Source organism: Mucilaginibacter sp. (genome assembly GCF_035492695.1).
In the GTDB taxonomy this organism is placed as follows: Bacteria; Bacteroidota; Bacteroidia; order Sphingobacteriales; family Sphingobacteriaceae; genus Mucilaginibacter.
Window position 1 is genome coordinate 68,442 of the sequence record NZ_DATJJC010000012.1, and the last position, 22,993, is coordinate 91,434.

General features: G+C 46.8%; 17 protein-coding genes and 1 tRNA gene. 11 read left to right on the plus strand and 7 right to left on the minus strand.

Annotation, left to right across the window (positions count from 1 at the left end):
* Positions 1-5: 5 nt before the first annotated feature.
* The 5 genes from VL525_RS07060 to VL525_RS07080 all read right to left on the minus strand — a co-directional run bounded on the left by VL525_RS07060 (position 6) and on the right by VL525_RS07080 (position 6,675).
* Entirely contained in the window at positions 6-1,475 is a 1,470-nt protein-coding gene (locus VL525_RS07060) for a L,D-transpeptidase family protein (RefSeq protein ID WP_325384809.1), read from the minus strand.
* Positions 1,476-1,630: 155 nt separating this feature from the next.
* Positions 1,631-2,065 carry a hypothetical protein gene (locus VL525_RS07065; protein ID WP_325384811.1) on the minus strand — a complete coding sequence of 145 codons (435 nt, stop codon included), beginning with the start codon at positions 2,063-2,065 and terminating at the stop codon, positions 1,631-1,633.
* Positions 2,066-2,148: 83 nt separating this feature from the next.
* Positions 2,149-4,695, minus strand: a complete 2,547-nt coding sequence (mgtA, locus tag VL525_RS07070; RefSeq protein WP_325384813.1) for a magnesium-translocating P-type ATPase — start codon at positions 4,693-4,695, stop codon at positions 2,149-2,151.
* Positions 4,696-4,713: 18 nt separating this feature from the next.
* Complete coding sequence (locus VL525_RS07075) at positions 4,714-5,538, minus strand: universal stress protein (RefSeq protein ID WP_325384815.1); 825 nt, start codon at positions 5,536-5,538, stop codon at positions 4,714-4,716.
* 174 nt (positions 5,539-5,712) lie between these two features.
* On the minus strand, positions 5,713-6,675 hold the full coding sequence (locus tag VL525_RS07080; protein ID WP_325384817.1) for an isopenicillin N synthase family dioxygenase: 963 nt from the start codon (positions 6,673-6,675) through the stop codon (positions 5,713-5,715).
* A 180-nt stretch (positions 6,676-6,855) separates the two neighbouring features.
* Here VL525_RS07080 and VL525_RS07085 point away from each other — a divergent pair, with 180 nt between their 5' ends.
* From VL525_RS07085 to VL525_RS07095, 3 genes are all read left to right on the plus strand, one after another.
* Positions 6,856-8,529 (plus strand): DUF6600 domain-containing protein, encoded by a 1,674-nt coding sequence (locus VL525_RS07085; RefSeq protein ID WP_325384819.1) that lies wholly within the window; start codon positions 6,856-6,858, stop codon positions 8,527-8,529.
* Between the two features lie 301 nt (positions 8,530-8,830).
* Positions 8,831-9,142, plus strand: coding sequence for a hypothetical protein (locus VL525_RS07090; RefSeq protein WP_325384821.1), 312 nt, complete (start codon positions 8,831-8,833; stop codon positions 9,140-9,142).
* A gap of 80 nt (positions 9,143-9,222) precedes the next feature.
* Complete coding sequence (locus VL525_RS07095) at positions 9,223-9,678, plus strand: 3-oxoacyl-ACP synthase (protein ID WP_325384823.1); 456 nt, start codon at positions 9,223-9,225, stop codon at positions 9,676-9,678.
* Here VL525_RS07095 and VL525_RS07100 read toward each other — a convergent pair.
* Together VL525_RS07100 and cysC are read right to left on the minus strand one after the other, a co-directional pair.
* Complete coding sequence (locus VL525_RS07100) at positions 9,675-10,505, minus strand: sulfotransferase (protein WP_325384825.1); 831 nt, start codon at positions 10,503-10,505, stop codon at positions 9,675-9,677. The two genes, VL525_RS07095 and VL525_RS07100, sit on opposite strands and share 4 nt — an antisense overlap.
* Positions 10,506-10,537: 32 nt before the next feature.
* Positions 10,538-11,101: an adenylyl-sulfate kinase gene (gene cysC / locus VL525_RS07105; protein WP_325384827.1), complete on the minus strand. Its 564-nt coding sequence runs from the start codon at positions 11,099-11,101 to the stop codon at positions 10,538-10,540.
* A gap of 250 nt (positions 11,102-11,351) precedes the next feature.
* Here cysC and VL525_RS07110 point away from each other — a divergent pair, with 250 nt between their 5' ends.
* The 8 genes from VL525_RS07110 to VL525_RS07145 all read left to right on the plus strand — a co-directional run bounded on the left by VL525_RS07110 (position 11,352) and on the right by VL525_RS07145 (position 22,963).
* On the plus strand, positions 11,352-11,756 hold the full coding sequence (locus VL525_RS07110) for a response regulator (RefSeq protein ID WP_325384829.1): 405 nt from the start codon (positions 11,352-11,354) through the stop codon (positions 11,754-11,756).
* Between the two features lie 101 nt (positions 11,757-11,857).
* Positions 11,858-11,932 (plus strand) — tRNA-Val (locus VL525_RS07115).
* A gap of 572 nt (positions 11,933-12,504) precedes the next feature.
* Entirely contained in the window at positions 12,505-14,820 is a 2,316-nt protein-coding gene (locus VL525_RS07120) for a PSD1 and planctomycete cytochrome C domain-containing protein (protein ID WP_325384831.1), read from the plus strand.
* A gap of 5 nt (positions 14,821-14,825) precedes the next feature.
* Positions 14,826-16,283: a DUF1501 domain-containing protein gene (locus VL525_RS07125; RefSeq protein WP_325384833.1), complete on the plus strand. Its 1,458-nt coding sequence runs from the start codon at positions 14,826-14,828 to the stop codon at positions 16,281-16,283.
* A 108-nt stretch (positions 16,284-16,391) separates the two neighbouring features.
* Complete coding sequence (locus VL525_RS07130) at positions 16,392-17,417, plus strand: hypothetical protein (RefSeq protein ID WP_325384835.1); 1,026 nt, start codon at positions 16,392-16,394, stop codon at positions 17,415-17,417.
* 3 nt (positions 17,418-17,420) lie between these two features.
* Positions 17,421-19,580 (plus strand): FN3 associated domain-containing protein, encoded by a 2,160-nt coding sequence (locus VL525_RS07135; RefSeq protein ID WP_325384837.1) that lies wholly within the window; start codon positions 17,421-17,423, stop codon positions 19,578-19,580.
* A 15-nt stretch (positions 19,581-19,595) separates the two neighbouring features.
* A complete protein-coding gene (locus VL525_RS07140) occupies positions 19,596-21,017 on the plus strand; it encodes a glycoside hydrolase family 140 protein (protein ID WP_325384839.1) in 1,422 nt (473 codons plus the stop codon).
* An 86-nt stretch (positions 21,018-21,103) separates the two neighbouring features.
* Entirely contained in the window at positions 21,104-22,963 is a 1,860-nt protein-coding gene (locus VL525_RS07145) for an ABC transporter ATP-binding protein (protein ID WP_325384841.1), read from the plus strand.
* Positions 22,964-22,993 lie beyond the last annotated feature (30 nt).

The window sequence follows — 22,993 nt, forward strand, 5'->3', positions numbered from 1 at the left end:
CACTATTATTGCATTGTCAATGTTTGCAATGTGCTGTACAAGGCCAATTCCAGACTTTTATCCAGCTCGTAAATGTCTTTGTAATTGTAAACCACTCCTTCTTTTACTTCACAGGTCAGGTAGGTGATCTTAATAGGCACCGGCCTTGAAAAGGATATGTTTTTTGTCAGGTGATTTTTCATCGCTTTGGTAAGCACTGCAATTTTGTCGCTGTCGCCACCGCGTTTTAACATTAGTTCGGCCAGGTGCTGCGCTTGCTCGACACGTATACAGCTGTGGCTGAACGCCCTTTCCGTACGGCCGAATAATTGTTGCTCGGGTGTGTCGTGCAGGTAAATATCATACACGTTAGCAAACCGGAATACAAGCTGTCCCAATGCGTTATCGCAGCCCGATGACTGACGTGCATAGTACAATTGAGGGTTGCGCTTTACCTTCAGCAGGTTTGTCCTGTCGGGTGTAATGTAATTACCACCTTTGTCGTAAATCGAAAAATGACTGTTCTCTATGTAGTCGTTATACTTAAGCGCCTTGGGTATTATCTCGTTCACCAATATTTTCTGGGGTATTTTCCACTCGGGCGAAGTTGTAAAATAGGTTATCTCACTATTTAGTGTCGGCGTAGGGGCCGAAGTTTTACCAACCACTACTTTAAACTCATAAACCGTGTCGGGCTGGTAAAACTTTAAAGTGTAGCTTGGGATATTAATTTGGATATAACCACTGCCACCGATATCCGCCCAACGCAGGCGTTCCATATTGATAGCGATCTTGTGCACTTCGCTGTCGGGTACAGCATAGCAATCTTCCTGGTACTGCCCTTTGAGCAACCGCATGCGATCCTGCATGGCAAGGTATTGCTTTGATCTTGGCTGAACACTTACTATGGCATTTGTCATATCAGGCTGCCGGCGGGCATTCATCAACACCGTTTCGGCATGGAACGGCAGCGTCATATCTCCGTCTATCTTTTCTGCAGCGTACCACGGATTAAGTTTGCCATAGTGCACGTTATTGATAAATGTGATAAGGGCATCGGTAAGTAAAATGTCAAACCGGGCCTTTTTGCTGTTGCTGATCTTCCCGGGTTCTTCTATCATGGTATGCAGCGGATCGTACAGTAGTGCTTTTGGATGATAATCGTCGTGCGAAAGACCGTATTGCAGCACGCAATCCAGCAGCATCATGGCTTCCCAGGTTTGTTTGCTATCGTCTCGCCTGTTTACCCATGCGGCCTGGTAACCATTGCCCTCATAAAATCTTTTCACCGAATTTGGATAGTATAGCAAAGGCTCCTTTCCCGAATTCAGGTACTGTTGTATCAGGGTGGTTACGGATGTATCTGCATCATTTACCTTGTTAGATGAAACTGCGTTGCATGACGCGAAGCCCCTTATTGATGCAAATAATAACAATGAGCAAAAAATAACAGCATTTGCCCTGTTCCTGAGTGCAGGTGTGATCAGCTTTTCCATAGCTTCTTTTTTTGTTACTCAAAGTTGCTTAATAGGCCCCGGCGAAATAATGACCATCGTCACATAATATTCTGACAGTGAGCCACCTGGTTAAGCGCAAAAAAAAGCGCTCGTGCAATTCACACGGCGCTTTTACTGAAAAATATGCTGATTGATTAATTGGGTAAGAACATGTTGGTAACCAAATTATTCTGGCTACCTGGTTTTTGTAAAAAGCAGAAAATCTTCTTTTTAAGTTCCTTATATTCTGAAAAGATATTGGTTACCATGTATTCAAGCCTGATCTGTTTGCCAGCCAGCCAGCTTACGTCTTCGGGGACAACATCTTCCGACATCAGCTCCAGGTGCCTTATTTGTTCATCCAGGGCCTTTTCTAATTGATTTTTATCGGCATCAAGCTTCATTAACTCGCGGTTTAGCTCCAATACATCCGCGCGACCATCCTTATGCTGAACATTAAAATAATAATCATCCAGCAGCGTGCGTAAAAAACCGGTTTCGAATTTATAGAATTCAAGATCGGAACCCCATTTGCGGGCAATAACATAATACTGAAGTGCGCGGGATGACAGGCTGTTGGTGGTTTCCATACGTTTGTGTTTGATACGGGATAAAGGTCGGTGGAACAGTATAGGCAATGTATGACGGTGGTCATGCAAAAAATTGATCTTCATCAGTTTTGCCGGCGCTTGTTCATGTATCCATAAAACAATCTTTTAGCCAGTTCGGCCGAAAAAAGATACATAGATACAATGAGAAGCATCCAGCCGTAATAGGATAAAGGCAGGCAGGTAAAGCCGAGCCAGCCGGCGACTGGGAGCAGGGGTATCAATAAAACAAAAATCAGTACCAGTATAGTGGCAAGTGACAACACCCTGCCCGGAAGACTTTTGAAGAATGGCAGTTTGGTACGTACAACCAGCACGATGAGTATGGCTGAGATAACGGATTCGGTGAACCAGCCGGTCTGGAAGGTTTTCTCATTGGCATGCATAACATAGATAAGCAGCCCGAACGTAAGGTAGTCGAATACTGAACTAAGTAATCCAAAGATGATCATGAAACGCCTTACGAAACCGAGATCCCATTTCTGCGGCGATCTGATATTAGCTTCATCTACTTTGTCAGTAGCTATCGCCATCTCGGGAAAGTCGGTTAGCAGGTTTGTCAGTAATATCTGTTTTGGCAATAAAGGCAGAAAGCTCATCATCAGCGACGCGCCGGCCATGCTGAACATATTGCCAAAATTGGCGCTGGTCGCCATGAAAATATATTTCATAGTGTTGGTAAAGGTTTTGCGCCCTTCCACAATGCCGTCAACCAGCACGTCCAGGCTTTGACTTAGCAGCACTATCTCGGCGGCCTGTTTTGCCACATCAACCGCACTATCAACCGATATACCAACATCGGCCATGTGCAGCGCAGGTGCATCATTTACACCATCGCCCATAAATCCTACAACAAAACCCGCTTTTTTAAGCATGTTTATGATGCGCTCTTTTTGGTTGGGTTCTACTTCTGCAAAAATATCCGTACGTATAGCTTTATGGATCAATGCGGCGTCATTCATTTGGAGCAGCTGCGCGCCGGTTAAAATGTTCGGTTGTTTGATGCCAACCTGCAAGGCCAGGCTTTTCGCCACAAGGGCATTATCGCCGGTAATAATTTTTAACTTAACGCCAAGCCCGTTTAGTTTTGTTATAGTCTCGTTTACATTAGTCTTCGGTGGATCGAACAAAGCAATAAAGCCGAGAAATATCATTTCCCGCTCGTCATTTCTTGTACACTTGGTTTCTGTTTCCCAGGGTTTAAAAGCCACGCCTAAGGTGCGGAAACCGGCATCGCTCAATTGCTCGTATTGTTTTAAAATACCGGCCCTGCAACCAGCTATATTAATAATGCCGTCCGCCGTTTCGGCACGGTCGCAAATATCCAGTACCGCCTTTAGCGCGCCTTTGGTGATTATTATACTTTCTTTTTTATCAGTGACCTGAACTGTCAGGCGCTTGCGGATAAAATCGTAGGGTATCTCGGCCACTGCGGTAAAACTATTTCCACTGCCATTCCATGCAATAGTTATAGCCTCATCTACGGGGTTATGAAACCCTTGTTGTAACGAGGCGTTCAGCCAGGCATACTGCAATACTTTGTCGCTGTGAGCTCCGGAAATATCAAGCGCATCCTTAAGTTTTACTTTTCCTTCGGTGATGGTACCGGTTTTGTCGGAGCACAATATCTGCATGCTTCCAAAATTCTCGATAGACGCAAGGCGTTTGACAATAACCTGTTTGCCGGCCATGCGCCGGGCACCTGCCGACAAGTTGACGCTGATGATTGCGGGTAACAGCTGCGGTGTGAGCCCAACAGCAAGTGCCAACGAAAACAATAAGGAATCGAGAGGCGGCTTGTGGAGATACACGTTAATAGCAAAAATGATGATGACCAGCACCAGTGTTATTTCCATCAGCATATACCCGAACCTTCGTATCCCGCGTTCAAAGTCGGTTTCCGGAGCCTTAGTGAGCAGGCCTGCTGATATTTTGCCAAATTCTGTTTGCTTACCTGTTTTGATAACCAATGCCGTTACTTTGCCGCTAATCACATGCGAGCCCATAAAAAGGGTGTTGCTGCGTTTCGCCAGCGGCGTGTCGGCAGCACACACACCGGCACGTTTTTCCACCGGGTAAGTTTCGCCTGTAAATGCAGCCTCATCAATAAATACTTCCTGCGATTCGAGCAAAAGGCAGTCGGCCGGAATAATGTCGCCTGCAGACAAGCAGATCACGTCGCCCGGCACGGCCCTTTCAAATGGAATTTCCTTTTTTTGCCCATTCCTAAGAACCGCGCAATTGAGTGTTACCAATTTTAGTAATTCTTCTACCGCATTAGCGGCTCCGCGTTCCTGCCAGAAACTTAGGGCGCTGCTGATCATGACTATCAAAAGAATGATAACCGTATCGGTAACGTCGCCGAGCCCCGCTGATAACAAAGCGGCAGTTATTAATAATAAAGTAATGGGACTTTTGAATTGGGAAAGGAAAAGAGCCACCGCTGACCTTTTGTGACCCGGCTTTATAGTATTCGGTCCGTATATTTTTAGCCGCTTGGCCGCTTCTGTGTCAGTTAATCCACCCGCTTTGCAGGACAGTATATTCAATGCCTCCTCCGGACTAAGGCTCCAGAAACGTTCGAGTTCAGAAAAATGATTCTTTTGATCCAAAGCCGAAATTCAATTCGTTTATAACGGGAAAACTATTACCGGTACCGGGATATGTTCGGGCAATGTCTCATTGATGCACTGTCCGAACAATTCTTCAAAATGGAACCGGTGATTTACCAATGCCAGCAGATCGGCGTGTAAACTATTGATCATCACATCGACAGCAACCTCTAAATTTCGCTCTTTTATATTGTTAAAATAAGTCTTGTCGTAAAAAATTTTATTGGTGATCTCGCTTTCGAATAATGTAGCAGCATAGTCATCGCTCAATGGGGGCAAACCTTTTGCCGAGAAATGCTCTACTACGAGGTTGGCACTGTATTCCCTGGCAAATTCTGCAAGGAATTTCAATACCGCGGTGCGGCAATAACGCATATCTACAGCGTAGGTAATGTTTTCGAACCCCCGTTTTTTGTAATTGCCGGGCACAAGCAATAATGGGCAAGCTACGCGGTTCAAAACCGCCTGCACATTAATGTTGGACAACGAGCGGTGGGTAGCGTTGGTTTCTATTCCCCTTACCATCAGCCAGATATTCTTCCCGATCACGAGTTCGCAAATGTCTTTTTCCGTAAAATCGCTTCCATTCATATCATTCACTACCGGCCTGAACGTTCCGTCAGTGATAATGGTGCATAATTGTTTAACCAAGTTGAATGAATCGCTGTTTTCGGCTGAAAGCTGTTCGCCTGCCGTTACCGTTTGTTTGTTTTCGACAAAGACATCGTCGCATAAATTCAAGATAAGGATATCAGCTTTCATTTTTTGAGCAATATCCAATGCGAACTCTGCAGCATTTTCGGCTTCGGGCGAATTGTCGTTGAATAGAAGGATGGTTCTCATGGCGGCTATGATCGGCGATGGCTAACTGGCCTAAATTCGGCAATAAATCAAAGAAAGGGGGTGACGGTAGTCATCGGGCTACGTGATGTTCATCACTATCCGTAAAAAAGCCTCTTGGTAATTGACCAGGAGGCTTTTGGTTATGCCAATATAAGTGAAGTTTGTTGGCAGGGATTATTTTTTAAGCCCTATTTCGCGCAGCCGCTCGTCGAGGTATTCGCCGGCGGTCATATCGCTGTATAATTTCGGATGTCCGGCGTCAATGCATGATTCCAGGCTTGCCAAATCCATATCCGATTTTGGATGAAGGAAGAAAGGCACCGAATACCGCGAATTCTTCATCTCCTCGCGCGGCGGATTTACTACTCTATGTGTTGTCGATTTTAATTTATTGTTAGTCAGGCGCTGCAGCATATCGCCCACATTTACTACAACGTCCTCGCCATGTGCTTTTACCGGGAACCAAGTGCCTTCGCGTGTAAGCAGTTCCAGCCCATCGGCGCTGGCGCCTATTAACAAGGTGATTAGGTTGATATCTTCATGCGCGCCGGCGCGTACAGCATCGGCCGGCAATGCATCCGGATCAGGGATAGGGAAATAATGCAGGGTGCGCAGTATGGAGTTGCCATTATGCACTTTATCATCAAAATAATTCTCGGGCAAACCAAGATATACTGCAATTGCGCGAAGCAGATGTGCACCTGCGGCTTCCAGTTTTTGATATACTTCGCGGGTAGTTGAGTTAAAATCCGGCAACTCTTCAACCATTACATTATCGGGGTACTCGTTTTTAACCGGATCGCCATCGGTAACGGTTTGACCAATCTGCCAGAACTCTTTCAGGTCCGGAACCTTAAAACCTTTAGCTGTTTCTTTGCCTTTGCTGGTATAACCACGCTGGCCGGCCAGTTCGGCCTTTTCATATTTCAGCTTGACATCTTCCGGAAGAGCGAATAGCGCTTTGACCTGTTGGTATAGCTTGTCGATCAGTTGCTTACTTAACCCATGATTGGTAATGGTAACAAAACCGGTATCGTTGAAAGCTTTGCCGATCTCGTCGGAAAAGCGTTTTCGTTGTTCGGCAGTGCCGTTAATATAAGTGTCAAGGTCGAGCCTTGGAATGTTTACTGAGCCCATAATTATCGAGATTTTAGAAGCGGTAAAATTATTAATTATATGAGTAGGAATGGATTTTAAGGCCAAAAAAATTGGCCGTATAACATAGGGCCCGTTAAAGCCAAAACAAATTCAGGGTTAAACTCTTTATAACATACTTAGTCAAATACTAAAATAGTATTAACAAATCTTCAGAAACCAATGAAAACTTTAAATAAAATATGGGGTATCGGCCTGCTAATAATGGCAACCGTACTTTTGGCCCCAAAAAGTAGCATGGCCCAGGACGAGGGCTATGTTACCGATCAGCAATTTTACGATGACCTTGAGCCATACGGGACCTGGGTAAGTGACCCACAGTACGGCGATGTCTGGATCCCGGATGCTTCAGACGATTTCAGGCCGTATGCAACCAACGGGCACTGGGTAGTTACCGAATATGGTAATACCTGGGTGTCTGATTATTCATGGGGCTGGGCGCCGTTTCACTATGGCCGCTGGCGCTACGATGATTACTATGGCTGGGAATGGGTTCCAGGGCATACGTGGGCACCTGCATGGGTTACCTGGCGTCATGGCGGCGGATATTATGGCTGGGCCCCGTTAACACCGGGCGTCAGCATCTCTGTATCTTTCGGCAGTGGCTATAATGTTCCCGATAATTATTGGGTATGCGCCCCCGAGGCATATATTACCAGTCCGCGTATTTATAGCTATTACGCGCCGCGCACGAGAGTGGTCAATATTATCCATAATACTACTATTATCAACAACACCTACGTGCACAACAACGTAACGTATGTAAGCGGTCCGCGCGTTGCAGATATACGCCGTGTTACTCATAATAATAATGTGAGGGTTTATAACGTAAGTAATACAGGCAGGCCCGGCACAACGAGTGTGAGAAATAACACAATCAATATCTATCGCCCGGCTATACGAAAAGCCCCGGATGCCCGCCCCGCAAGGGTAGTGGATGCACGGGCCTACCGCGATCAGCATCCAAATGAACGTATTGCTGCGCAAAATCAGGCAGCTATTAACCGTGCCAACGCAGCCCGGCTTGCTGCCGTTGCGCGTAGTCAGCAGCCTGACAGTAAAGTTGTCCGTGTTAATACGCGTGATAATCATGGTTCCGCAAAGCCCGGCCGGCCAAATGTTGCAGAGCATCAACCACAAGTTCAACAGCAACGTGGAGAACGCGCGACTCAGCAACAGCAGCAACGCGCCCAGGAAAATGCGCAGCGCCAGCAACAAGCTCAAAAGCAAAGTGCAGATCGCACTGCTCAGCAACAACAGCAACGCGCTCAGCAGGATGCGCAGCGCCAGCAACAGGCTCAACAGCAACGTGCAGAACGCGCGACTCAGCAACAACAGCAACGCGCCCAACAGAATGCACAGCGCGAACAACAGGCCCAGCAGCAACGCACAGAACGTGCGGCTCAGCAACAGCAGCAACGCGCCCAGCAGAATGCACAGCGCGAGCAACAGGCACAGCAGCAACGCACAGAACGTGCGGCTCAGCAACAGAAGCAACGCGCCCAGCAGAATGCACAGCGCGAGCAACAGGCCCAGCAGCAACGCACAGAACGTGCGGCTCAGCAACAGCAACAACGTGCGCAGGAAAATGCACAGCGCCAGCAACAGGACCAGCAGCAACGCGCAGAACGTGCGGCTCAGCAACAGCAACAACGTGCGCAGGAAAATGCACAGCGCCAGCAACAGGCTCAGCAGCAACGCGCGGCTCAGCAACAGCAACAGCGTGCCCAGCAGAACGCACAGCGTCAGCAACAAGCGCAACAGCAACGTGCAGAACGTGCTGCTCAGCAACGCCAGCAGCCACCCCAGCACAAGGGGCATGGCAACGAGAAATAATAACTATTTTTAAAGGTTAAAAGGGCGCCCATCCAACCTGGGCGCCCTTTTTTAATTAAAATGATAAGCAAATATCGTTTTAATAATAGCGCAAATAATATTAAGTAAGTGCGGAAATCAGTTTTCCACATAAGCGGCTATTTTAATAACAGTTTGCGATTTTTTTGCCCATTCCGACAAATATTTATCTATAATTATTCTATTATTCTAATTTGTTAATACTCATCTCCCCGGTTATTCAATATGTATTATTTTTGCGTTGATGGTCGAACCAAATGACCAGTATACTGTTATGTCTATCATGAAACACAATGTTTTCTTATTGGCAACCGATCCTAAGAATCCGTGCAGGGATGTGATATACGCGCGCGATACCAGTCTTAAGTTGCGTGTGTTTTGCCTTGATAACGAGCCATTTCACCCCGATATGAATGAGATACAATTGTACGGGAAGGCACATAATAAACTGTATGCCTTTGAAAGCATCGATGTTACATCTGACGACGCCCTGGATATTGTAGAAGCTATCCAGTGGTATGCCGGTTATATTAAATGCCCTGAAATGAACATTGTTGCAGATGACCCACGCCCCGGAAGGAATATAGCCATATAGTACTGACGTTCAGTATATCATAATTATACCCCCTTCAAAAAGCCATTTTACCAGCTTTTTTTAAAATCTTTGTTCTACGTATGATGAAGGATTTGAAAGAGCAATTGTATAAAATGTGCATTGATTATGTGCAGGCTAAGATAAATGAAGCAAAGCAGGGCATTGATGATGCGCAGTATGCAGCAGCCGAAGAAAGCAAAAGCAGCGCCGGGGATAAATATGAAACAGCGCGGGAAATGATGCAGCAAGAAACGGACCGGTATCAATTGCAGTTGAATGAGGCCAATAAGCTGATGGTTGCGTTAAGTAAAATAAACTACAATAGCGGGTACTCATCGGCTGATGCCGGGAGCCTGGTAACCACCAATAATGGAAACTTTTTTATCGCGATAAGCGCGGGTAGTTTTACTGTCGGCGGTCGTGCGTTTTTTGCGGTTTCACCACAATCGCCTATTGGCATTAAGCTGGCAGGTAAAAAAGCGGGAGACGCTTTTGAGCTTAACGGCAGAGCTTATCAAATACAGCAAGTAGGCTAAGCCAAACTTATATATTTTTTAAGCTGGTCGCCGACATCCTTAGCTTCGGCAATAAGGCCCTCATTTTTTATATAAGGCGAAAGATCGGCAACGCGGCTGATGAGGCTTTCTTTATAGATATTCCTGAATGAGAAATATTGCAGGTTAAACCCCCATTTACCCTTAAGCCATGAAAATACACGCCTGTCATCCTTCTGCAGCAGCGAGTAATTGATCACCAGGTAATCTTCCGGCTGCAGTCCTTTCAGCGTACTTAGTATATTCAGATTGTATTCGATCCATACTCTCAGGTAGTCTTCCGCATTATTGCGGTAATGCTTTTTTCTTTTGGCTCTTTTTTTGATCGTCGTCCATTTTAAACGCGTAAAAAAGCTCCGCTGGCGGTATGATTTATCCAGCTCATCAAAATCTCTTTTCAGCAGCGAATTAACAACCGATGCATAGTCGCGCACGATTACCAGGTACCTGGCATCGGGCAGCAACCTGCGATAAGTATCCAGGAACAGGCAGGTACGGGGTTCTTTCCATCCCCACTGATCAAATCGCCGTTTTTTGATCCGAATAATGGCCTTTAATTTCTCAAGCTGGTAGTCGGATATTTTGGGTTGCTCATCGTACACAAGCCCTGATACCGTCAACCCATTGTCGGCTAATATTTCTTCGTGTATTTTTAGAAATTCAACATCTTCGTAATGCCCTTCTTTGTTACCTTCATTGGCTTCCACAAGGCTTTCGCCCACCTGCAATCCGCAATGATACAACCAGTTTGTAATTAAAGAAGTTCCCGAGCGGTGCATCCCCGCGATAATGAGTGTTTGTGACGACATTTTTGAATTAACAGAAATAGTTACAAAATCGGTCAGGATACATGTGTATAGGTATTATATAAATATCTCTCCTTAACAATGCTGTTAAGAATAAATGAGCATATTTTGTTTGTACATTCCGTTTCGCTAAGGGCATGGGTATTTACATAAACATCCGGATTTTGCGGAGCCTCGAACGGATCGTTTATCCCCGTCAGGTTCGAAAGCCTGTCCGGGTGCCCTTCGGGCAGCATGGCGCGTTTGTATAGCCCCTTCGTATCGCGCCTGATAAGTTCATCCACATCACAATCAATGTGCACCACCTTGACATTTTTGTAGGTGCTTACCAACTCCGTGCGTATAGTCTCGTAAGGATTGATGGCGCTAACAATGGTGATGATATTATGGGAAGAGAATTTATTCGCAATAAAACCCAGCCTCCGGATGTTTTCAAAGCGATCTTCCATTGAATACCCCAGGTCCTTAAACAGGCGCCGGCGGTATATGTCTGCATCAATGATCTCGGCAAAAATGCTTTCGGCGGCTAATTTATCTTTTACCTTTTCGGCTAACGTGGATTTACCGGCGCCCGAAAGACCGCAAAACAATAATATCATAGTGTAGCTTATGTTTTTCTGTAATAACCAGGCATTTGGCTAATAGTATGTCACTAATAATGAACATATAACAGCAATCAACCTGATATGTTGGCAAATATTGTGTTAATATCGACAGAACGTTTGTTTGTATCGACGAATTTACATTTTTAGTGTAGCATAAAAGCGTAGTACTACGTAGCAAATACCGTGTAAACCCTGCCTTTTGGGTGTGGACGCTAATCTATCTTTGAACAAGAGCGGTTTTACAATGAAAAAATTGATATTTATCGACGATAGCCCCCTGGACCATTTTATACTGAAGAGGATACTGAATAAGTATAATTTAGCATACGAAATAAATTGTACCGCTAACGGCGAGGAGGTGCTGGATTTCCTGGAGAAAAACAGGCGCGACAAGGCCCTGCTGCCCGATGTGATACTGCTGGATATTTATATGCCCGAATTTAATGGCTGGCAATTTTTGGAAAAAGTGCAGCGGATATATCCCAATCTATCCAAGTCGTTTAAGCTGTATATTCTTTCATCATCCATCAATCCTAAAGATATCAACCACGCAAAACAATACGACTGCGTAAAATCGTTTGTATTTAAGCCGATTACCAAAGAGGTGCTCGAGCGGCTGGTTGATGAGGAAATAACCGCTCACGGGTAAGCAGAAAGGCTTTTTAACGGCCAAAATCGGTCTTTCAAAAAAATATAAATTATTTTTTGGCTAATTGAGCAGACATCCTATATTTGCAGTCCCAAAACGAAGGGAGCTTAGCTCAGCTGGTTCAGAGCATCTGCCTTACAAGCAGAGGGTCACTGGTTCGAACCCAGTAGCTCCCACAAAGCCTCACAGAAATGTGGGGCTTTTGTTTTTTACCGATAATCTGCTATTACCGATTTCATGCATTTGCTTATTAGCTCCATACGAGTGAACGCATCCCCGGTAACTACCGGCATCACTTAGTGTACTGAATTTAAAAAAAAGCCATTGCGGGGTTGTTGTGTTTTGTTTTGGCCGTCATCTCGCAACCAGACTGGTTTGGGCACAAAATGGCCTGATCTTGCTCATTTTGGCTTTTGGAGTGTTTTGGCGCAAAAAAGCGGCACTAAACAGGGTATGCCGCGAGCGCCTTATGGTGCTGATTGCCAGCTATATCCTGGAAGGGGTGTTCACGAAAAATGCAAAAATGGGGCACTTTTGAGAGTTTTACCAAACTTAATTTGGTGATTATAAAGTAGTTATTGGCAAATATGCCTGGCAAGCGGCGGCGGCGTGAACACTTAGTGTACGCAACTTTCGGGCTGTAGCTTACCGTAACATTTCCATCACATTTTTTCATAATCACTTAATAATTTTCTACATTAGTTTTTCTCAATTATTAAACCGGGATTAGTTATTTAGTGGGATGCGTTTGAAACTATTTTATGCATTGGTTTTTGTTGCGGTTGTGTCCATCAGCTTTTATGCCTGTCACAGCTCATCCGAAAAATCTGTAGCATCGGAGGATATCCCGGACACTATCAGTTATAATTTCAACATCCGCCCCATCCTATCCGATAAGTGCTTCAAGTGCCACGGCCCCGATGCCAATAAACGCCAGGCCGATCTGCGGCTCGATATGCCGGAAAGTGCCTATAAAGCGTTAAAGGACGATCCCGGAGCGCATGCGTTGGTTCCCGGCGACCCGGGCGCCTCGGAACTGTACCGGCGGATAACCACCGCCGATTCCAATGATATGATGCCCACGCCTAAGTCGGGGTTGAAGCGGTTGACGCCGTACGAGGTAAGCCTGATTAAAAAATGGATACAGCAGGGCGCTAAATATGAAAAGCATTGGGCCTTCGTTCCGCCGAAATTGCCGGCCGTGCCCGAGGTGGAGAATAAAGCCTGGCCAAAAAACGAGATCGATCATTTTGTGCTGCACAAACAGGAGGAGAAAGGCTTTACACCAAACCCCGAAGCTGATAAAGAACGATTGTTGAAAAGGCTATGTCTCGACCTTAATGGCTTGCCACCTGACCTTGCAACGATGGATAAATTCATGGCGGATAAACGCCCGGATGCTTACGAACGAATGGTCGACGAGTTGATGGCGCGCCCGCAATACGGCGAAAAGATGGCCTTGCACTGGCTTGATATTGCCCGTTATGCCGATTCGCATGGTTACCAGGATGATAATTACCGCACGCAATGGCCCTGGCGCGATTGGGTGATACACGCTTATAACGAAAACCTTCCCTATAAAGATTTTATTACCTGGCAGCTGGCCGGTGACCTGATGCCAAATCACACACAGGAGCAATTATTAGCAACAGCTTTTAACCGCAATCATAAAATTACCGAAGAAGGCGGTGTGATTGATGAAGAATACCGCGTAGCCTATGTAACCGACCGCACCAATACATTTGGCAAAGCTATGCTGGGCATAACTTTAGAGTGTGCACATTGCCACGATCATAAATTCGACCCATTCTCGCAAAAAGATTATTACCAGGTATTTTCGTTTTTCAATAGTGTGAAAGAAGCCGGTTTGCAATCGACTGTGGGTGGACCTGAAACTTACGCCAAAAGGCCCATGATGCAGATCAGTAATGCGGATGCAAAAGACATACTGAAATTTGTGAATAAACAGGATACGGGCAGGCTGATCGTGTCGGTTATGGGCGACAGCGAAGTTTACCGGAAGACTTACATATTGAAACGCGGCAATTATGATTCGCATGGCGACGAGGTGTTTCCCGGTACGCCTGGATCTATTCTGCAATTCGGCAATAACTATCCAAAAAACAGGCTCGGATTAGCAGAATGGCTTTTTAACGACAAAAACCCGCTAACTGCCCGCGTATATGTTAACCAAGTATGGGAAGAGCTTTTCGGCAGGGGAATTGTGAAAACACTCGGCGATTTTGGTATGCAGGGCGACCTGCCTTCGAACCCGCAATTGCTCGACTGGCTGGCGGTCGATTTTAAAACACACGGTTGGAACGTAAAACGGCTGGTCAGACAGATCGTGATGTCGGCCACTTACCGGCAATCGGCAATATTTGACGCTGAAAAATTTAAGAATGACCCTGAAAATGTGTTGCTGGCCCGCGGGCCTCGATATCGCATCCCGGCTGAGTTTGTGCGGGACTTGATACTGGCCAGCAGCGGCCTGTTGAACAAAACCATTGGCGGGCCAAGTGTAAACCCCTACCAGCCGCCCGGATTATGGGAAAGCACGACATCAGGCCGGGGGCAACTGGCAAGTTATAAGCAGGTTCACGGCCCAAATCTTTATAGGCGGGGAATGTACACGCTGATCAAACGAACGTCGCCGCCTGTCGAGATGGCCATTTTTGATGCCAGCAACCGCGACCAGTGCGAGGTGCAGCGGCTGCGTACCAACACACCATTGCAGGCACTCGAAATGATGAACGATCCGACTATGCTGGAGGCGGCACGGGTGCTGGCAGCGCGGTTGCTGAAAGAAAACAATCAAACTAAAGATAAAATATACGAGGCCTTCAGGCGGATCATTTGTCGCAGACCAACAGAAAAGGAGATGGCGATCCTTAGCAGCTATTATGCGGATCAGTTGCGGTCGATCAATAAAAAAGATGCGGCTGAACTGCTGAACGTTGGTGAATATCCTATTCCGCAGGATATTGACAAAATAACCCTTGCTGCTATGATGAAAGTAGTGGATACAATTTATAATTTAGAAGAAGCTATTACTAAAACCTGATGGCGATGGAGAAGGAATTTTTAGAGCATGGCCTGCACCTGAACAGGCGCAAGTTTTTGTCGAGGCTGAGCCTGGGCATAGGGAGCGCTGCTTTGGGGTCATTGCTAATACCCGACCTTTTTTCTGGTCTTAGTGGTGATAGCGGGGCCGATTTTATCCCTGGCATACCCAATTTTGCACCCAAAGCAAAAAGGATAATTTACCTGTTCCAGGATGGTGCACCATCGCAGCTGGAGTCGTTCGATTACAAGCCAAAGCTGCGCGAAATGATGGGGCAGGAACTGCCCGCCTCAATTCGCGGCGGCCAGATACTGACCGGGATGACGGCCAATCAAAAATCGTTTCCATTAGCCGGTTCTTATTATGACTTTAAACAATATGGCCGCCACGGGGCATGGGTGAGCGACCTGTTCCCCCATATCGGCAGTATAGCGGATGATATTTGTATCATTAAATCCATCTATACCGAAGCTATAAACCATGATCCTGCACTCACGTTCTTCCAGACAGGTGCGCAACAGGGCAACCGTCCGAGCATGGGTTCATGGGTAAGCTACGGACTGGGCAGCGAGAATAAAAATTTGCCGGCCTTTACCGTGTTACTTTCAAAAGGTAAAGGCAACGGGCAGGGTGTTTACTCCAAGTTGTGGAGTAACGGATTTCTGGATTCGATACACCAGGGTGTGTTGTTCAGCAGCAGTGAGAACCCGGTATTATACCTGAATAACCCAGACGGGCTTGACCGGAACGAACGCCGGAAAATGCTGGATAAACTGGCTGAGTTGAATGATCTTTCGGCAAATGAATTTCATGATCCCGAGATAACGGCCAAAGTGCAGCAATATGAAATGGCCTACCGCATGCAAACTGCCGTGCCTGATATTATGGATGTGTCGAAAGAGTCGGATGATATTGTAAAATTATATGGGCCCGAATGCCTGGTGCCGGGCACTTATGCCGCCAATTGTTTGCTGGCGCGAAAGCTGTCTGAAAACGGGGTTAGGTTTGTACAATTGTATCACCAGGGATGGGACCAGCACACTAATCTGCCGATGGAAATGGCGGGACAGGCAAAGGATGTGGACCAGGCATCGGCAGCATTGGTAACCGACCTGAAACAACGTGGCCTGCTTGATGAGACTTTGGTAATATGGGGCGGAGAATTTGGTCGTACCAATTATAGCCAGGGCAAGTTGGAGAAAGCAAATTATGGTCGCGACCATCACCCCCGCTGCTTCTGCGTATGGATGGCAGGCGGCGGCATTACACCGGGAATGGTTTATGGCGAAACCGACGATTTTGGTTATAACATTACGCAGAACCCGGTACATGTACACGATTTTCACGCGACAGTTTTGAACCAGATGGGTATCGACCATACCAAACTTACTTTTAAAAGCCTGGGCCGGCGCTACCGGCTAACGGACGTAGCCGGGAATGTGGTAAGGGATATTATTTCGTAGGCCTCGCCTGAATCCTCTCCATTGGAGAGGACTTTAAAATATATTTCCCATCTCCCCTGGAGAGGGCTGGGGTGAGGCAAAAAGTGCAGGGATGTTAATTGAATAAACATGGAAAGAAGAAATTTTATAAAGCAGACAGCATTAGTTTCAGCATCGTTTTTTATCGCAAAGGATATGCTGGCTAAGGATGACGGGCCAATTTATGGACATGGTAACATGCGTTATCGTATGAATACCAAATGGAGCAAAGCCGACCCGAACATAAACCCGGTGAATGATTGTCACGAGTTTGTGCAGGACAAAAAAGGCCGCATCATGCTGCTGACCAACGAGACCAAAAACAATGTGCTCATCTTTGATAAGTCGGGAAAATTATTGGATACCTGGGGGCACGAGTTTCCCGGCGCGCATGGGTTCACCCGGTTCGATGAGAATGGAGCTGAGGTATTATTTATCACCGACACGGTGAAACACCAGGTTTATAAAACCACCATTGACGGGAAGATACTGATGACCATTGATGTGCCGCTGGAAACCGGAGTATATAAAGAAGCCAAAGAATTTGTGCCAACCGAAACTACCGTGGATACGAACGGCGATTTTTATATTGCCGATGGTTATGGCGCGCAATACATCACGCATTATGATAAAACCGGCAAGTTGTTGAATTTTTTCGGCGGAAGGGGTGAAGGCGATGAACACCTTGACAATGCGCACGGGATTGTGATAGATCGCCGCCAGGCAACCCCAACCTTACTGATCACAGACCGCACCCGGAACTGCTTCAAGCGGTTTAGTATGGATGGTAAACTGATAGAAGTGATAAAACTGCCCGGCGCTTGTGTATGCCGGCCGGTTATTAAAGGCGAGCATTTGTACGCTGCTGTACTGCGGTCGCCGGATTTGGGCCATGAAAATTCGGGCTTTACCACAATACTGGATAAAAACAATAAAGTAGTATCCAATTTGGGCGGCTCTGAGCCTGTTTATAAGGATGGCATATTGCAGCCCATGTCGCAAGCGGAAAAAATATTCCTGAACCCGCACGATGTATGTGTGGATGATGATGAGAACCTTTACGTGGCGCAATGGGCGTCGGGCAAAGTATATCCGTATAAATTTACGCGCGTTTAATAGATGATCAAAAGCCGGCATAAAGCTTTTGCAGATAATACTTTATTTGCCCTTAATATTTTCATCATCGTGCTGCTGCTGGCGGGCGATCATTTAACCATACCACGCTGGTTACAGCCTGCGGGGCGCGTGCACCCGCTTATATTGCATTTCCCGATTGTGATATTGATACTGGCTGCGATGATGGAATTTTTCCGTTTCAGACAGAGCTTTGCTGCCGAGAAATTTTACCAGGACTTTACCACTTTACTATGGCTTACAGGCGCATTACTTTCGGCGTTGACGGCTATTATGGGTTTATTTCTATCGAGAGAACCCGGTTATCAGGGTGTCGATATCGAATGGCACCGTTGGTTCGGGGTAAGTATCGTGTTTATTGCTTCACTGATCTATATTTTCCGGAGCGATAACTGGTATGATTCGCCCATGGCAAAAAAGGCATCGGTGGTGATGGTGCTTTTCCTGCTGGTAGGGGGGCATTTTGGCGCCGATGTTACGCATGGCGATAATTTTATCCTGGCGCCGGTGATGAAGGGCGGTCGCGATTTGGTGCCTGTAGATCAGGCGCTGGTTTACCGCGATGTGGTGCAGCCCATCTTTGAAAGCAAGTGCATCGGATGCCACAATGAAAGTAAATTGAAAGGCGGGCTAATGCTAACCGACGAAAAATCAATACTCAAAGGCGGCAAGGATGGGAAGCTGATCGTGCCAGGTCAGCCGCAGATAAGTTTATTGCTACAGCGCATTCACCTGCCCGAAGAAGAGAAAAAACACATGCCGCCGGCAGGCAAGCCGCAATTGACAGCCGCCGAAATGGTGGTGCTTTTTCAATGGGTGAAGGAGAATGCTGACTTTAGAAAGAAAGTGACTGACCTGCCATTGACCGACTCATTAAGAATAGCTTCCATGCCATTCCTAAAACCTGCCGAGGCTACCGACGAGAAGTTTGATTTCGCGGCAGCAGATGAAAAAACAATAAAAAAACTGAATAATAATTACCGGGGCATTTACCAGCTGTCAGAAGGCTCGCCTGCTTTGGCGGTGGATATTTACAACAAAGCTAAATACACCCCCAAAGTGCTGGAAGAACTCAGCCCGGTCAAAAAACAGGTTGTATCGCTCAACCTGAATAAAATGCCGGTTAAGGATGCCGACCTGAAAACCATTGCCGGGTTTGAGAACCTGAGAACGCTGAATCTTAACTTTTCGGATATTACCGGCGCGAACCTGAAAGATCTGGCATCGCTGAAGTACCTCCGTTCGCTATCGCTGGCAGGGACAAAATTAACCCCAAAGGCTTTGAGCAATCTCGGTTCATTCAAAAGCCTGAAAGAGATAGCGCTGTGGGACTCGGGACTAAAGCCGGAGGAGATTGCTTCGCTGCAAAAATCTAATAAGGGTATCACCTTTATCGAAGGGTTTAAAGATGACGGCAAAGCGATGAAGCTGATACCGCCGCAGGTTAAGAATACTGCCTTTGTGTTGAGAAAGCCAGTTACGCTGGTTATCACCAACCCGATAAAAGGTGTCGATATCCGGTATACGACTGATGGCACCGATCCCGATAGCATTAAGTCCGCTTTATACAAGCCGGGAATTGTCATCAGCGATAATACAATGATCAAAGCCAAAGCTTACAAAACAGGCTGGTTTGGAAGCGATGTGGTTAATTATTCGTTCTTTAAAAACACCTATTGGCCCGATAGTGCGAGGCTTTTAAAGCCAGTAAATGAGCGTTACCAGGCTGATGGCGCAAAAACCCTGATAGATGGCGAGCTTGGCGGGATGAATTTCGGTAACAACAAATGGCTGGGTTCGCAGCAGGATATGGAGTTTTTACTTTATTTTAACGCCCCGATAAAACCGGGCACCCTGACGCTCAATTGCCTGAAAGTAATAGGCAGCCAGATATTTTTGCCCAACGAAATACAGGTTTGGGGCGGTGCAGACGAGCAGCACCTGAAACTGATAGGCGGCCTGAAACCCGGCTTGCAGAAAAAAAATGATCCGAACATAGTGCTTGGCCTCAACTGTAAACTGAAGGAAACCGGACCGATAAGCTGCATCAAAGTAATAGCTAAACCAATATATAAACTGCCCGACTGGCACCCCGCAAAAGGCAAACCATCATGGGTGTTTGTGGATGAGGTGCTGGTGAACTGATCGTCGAAATAAGAAATGAAAAAGCTATTCCTGTTCTGTTTGTTACTGCTGATATTACAATTCGCTAAAGCACAGGACGTTTTCAAACATGGCCGGGTCATAGTTTCCCCTAACGGACATTATTTACAATACGAGGACGGGCAGCCCTTCTTTTGGCTGGGTGACACCGCCTGGGAACTTTTCCACCGGCTGAAGATCGAAGAGATAGATACCTATTTGAAAAATCGTCAGCAAAAAGGCTTCAATGTGATACAGGCTGTGGCACTAGCAGAATTTGATGGCTTAACCAAGCCCAACCAATATGGTGATGTGCCTTTGATCGGCAACGACCCGCTTAAGCCGAATGAGAAATATTTCGAACTGGTTGATACCGTGGTTAAAATGGCCGAAAGGCGAGGTCTGTACATCGGCCTGCTACCAACCTGGGGTGATAAAGTTACGCTTGCCTGGGGAGCGGGGCCGGTAGTTTTTAATAAGGACAATGCTTATAAATATGGCTACTGGATAGCCAGCCGGTATAAAAATTCACCCAATGTTTTATGGATATTGGGAGGCGACCGGCCCGCCAAACAGGACACTAATGATTGGCGGCCGATATGGACAGCCATGGCAAACGGGGTATTGGATGCTACGGACCACAAAGCTTTCATCACTTACCATCCTTCGGGAGGCCCTTATTCTACATCGCAATATATTCATACCGAACCGTGGCTGGATATGAACATGATACAATCGGGCCATGGCGGCGGGCATGATGTAGCGACCTGGGACCTGATAGGCCGGGACTATAAACTTCTGCCGCATAAACCCGTAATAGATGCCGAACCCAATTACGAGGACCACCCTGTAAATCCCTGGCCAAAATGGGACCCGGCGACGGGGTATTATGATGCCTATGATGTTCGCAAACAATTGTACCGCTCTGTTTTCGCGGGAGCGGCAGGGGTTACGTATGGGCACCATAGCGTATGGCAGTTTTATAATCGGCGCGAGGAAGTGATAAACCATGCCAAAATGTATTGGACGGAAGCCGTTGACAGGCCCGGAGCGTCTCAGTCGGGTTACCTGGTCAAACTCATGCGGTCGAGACCATTGCTTCAGCGTGTGCCGGATGACGGCCTCATTTTATCTGGGCAAGGCAAAAAGGGTGAACATGCCTGTGCTTTCAGCGATAGTTTGGGGAGGTACGTGATGGTTTATTTGCCCATCGGTAAAAAGATAGCGGTGGATACCCGTGCTATTAAAAACGCCAAGATAGTGGCTTCGTGGTTCGACCCCAAAACGGGCAATGTAAAAACAGCACAATTGATAACCCGGCAGGATAAAATGGAATTCACACCGCCAACTACCGGATTAGGAAACGATTGGGTATTGGTACTGGATGATCCGAAATATAATTACCAGGAGCCTGCCAAACGACCTTACGTTTATCAATAGCCGGGCGGCTGTTACCGGTGATATTGCCAAAGCCCCCGTATTTTCTATCTTTGGGTAAACAACCCAAGCGATACAAGTAATCCTGCATGAAATTTGACGTCCCAAATACAGACAGCCCATCGGAAAAAGTGAAGGCGCTGCCTTCCAAAAGCCTGGCGAAGCTGGTTTGGACGCTGGTGCGGCCCTATAAAAAATGGATGGCCATCATTTTTGCGGCAATGATGCTGGAGACACTGATGAGCCTGGCTACGCCCTGGCCATTGAAGATACTGATCGATAACGTCATCGGGCACCATAAACTACCTGATTGGCTCAGTTGGATGGAAAGGGTTTTCCACGGTGAAAACAAGATGCAGTTTGCCGCAGTGGCAGCGATCAGCCTCATCGTTATGGCCGCTATTGGTGCTTTAGCAGGGTACCTCAACAGCTATTTTACCGAAAGTATTGCCCAATACGTTTCGAACGACTTGCGGAGGCGTATTTATCATCATCTGCAACGCCTGTCGCTGGCTTATTACGACACGCATCAAACCGGCAAATTACTAAGTGTTATTACCAGTGATGTATCCACTATACAGGACTTTGCCTCGGCTACCATGATGAGCATCACTGTCGATTTTCTTACCATCATTGGAATGCTCGGCATTATGTTTTACCTGAATGCCGGGTTCACTTTATTAGCCATCTGCATTACACCTTTCCTGCTGTTCTTCGTTTCGCGTTTTAAGAAGGTGATGAAAAAGGCCACGCACGAAGTGCGCGTTGATCAAAGCAATATGCTGACGGTGATGCAGCAGGGGCTGGAATCGATACGCGCGGTAAATGCTTTCGGGCGGCAGGAGCTGGAGGAAAATAAGCTGAAAAAAGTGAGCATGGAAACCGTTGGCGCGGCGTTAAAAGCAAGGCGTGTTAAATCGGTACTGAACCCGGTTATCACGCTGATCGTAGCCGCCTGCACAGCGATGGTTTTATGGCAGGGAACCGACCTGGTGCTGAAAGGTGCAATGACCGTAGGTTCGCTCACTGTTTTCCTGTGGTACATGAACAAATTTTTTTCACCTGTGCAGGACCTGGCGAAAATGACCAGCACCATAGCCCAGGCAACTGTTGCGCTGGAACGGATACAATCGATCTTAGATACTGAAATTCTTATTGCTGACCTTCCCGGTGCCGAGGACCCGGGCAGGCTAACGGGCGACATCGTTTTTGACAAGGTCTCGTTTGCTTATAATACCGAAGAACCAGTTTTAAAAGGAATCGACCTGCATATTGAAAGCGGGCAAAGAGTAGGCATTTGCGGACCGACGGGCAGTGGAAAGTCGACTATATTAAGCCTGATCGCCCGGTTTTACGACACCACCGGCGGGCATGTATATATCGATGGAAAGGATATTACCCGGTTCAGTATCGACGGGCTTCGTTCGCAGATCGCTTTTGTTTTACAGGATACGGTACTCTTCTATGGCTCCGTTCGGGACAACATTGCTTACGGCCGGCCGGAGGCTACGGAGGAAGAAATTATAGAAGCTGCTAAACTGGCAAACGCGCACGAGTTTATCAGACACATGCCGCATGGCTACGATACGATGGTTGGCGAACGCGGCGTAACACTTTCAGGCGGGCAACGGCAGCGTATTGGGATCGCGAGGGCAGTGGTGCGGAATTCGCCCATCCTTGTTTTAGACGAACCGACAGCCGCGCTGGATACCGAGGCCGAAAAGATAGTGATGGAGGCATTAGAACAATTGATGCAGGGGCGCACGGTCATCACCATCGCCCACCGGCTGAGCACCATAGCCGATTCGGACAAGATCATTGTACTGCACGATGGTGTGATAGCCGAGGAAGGCACTCACGATGAGCTGATAGAACTTGGACAGATATACGCCGGGCTGTACAACAACCAATCAAGCTCGAAGCATCCGCTTCACAAAATTATTTTGTAGTTTCACGTTTTTAACGGAATACATCTAACC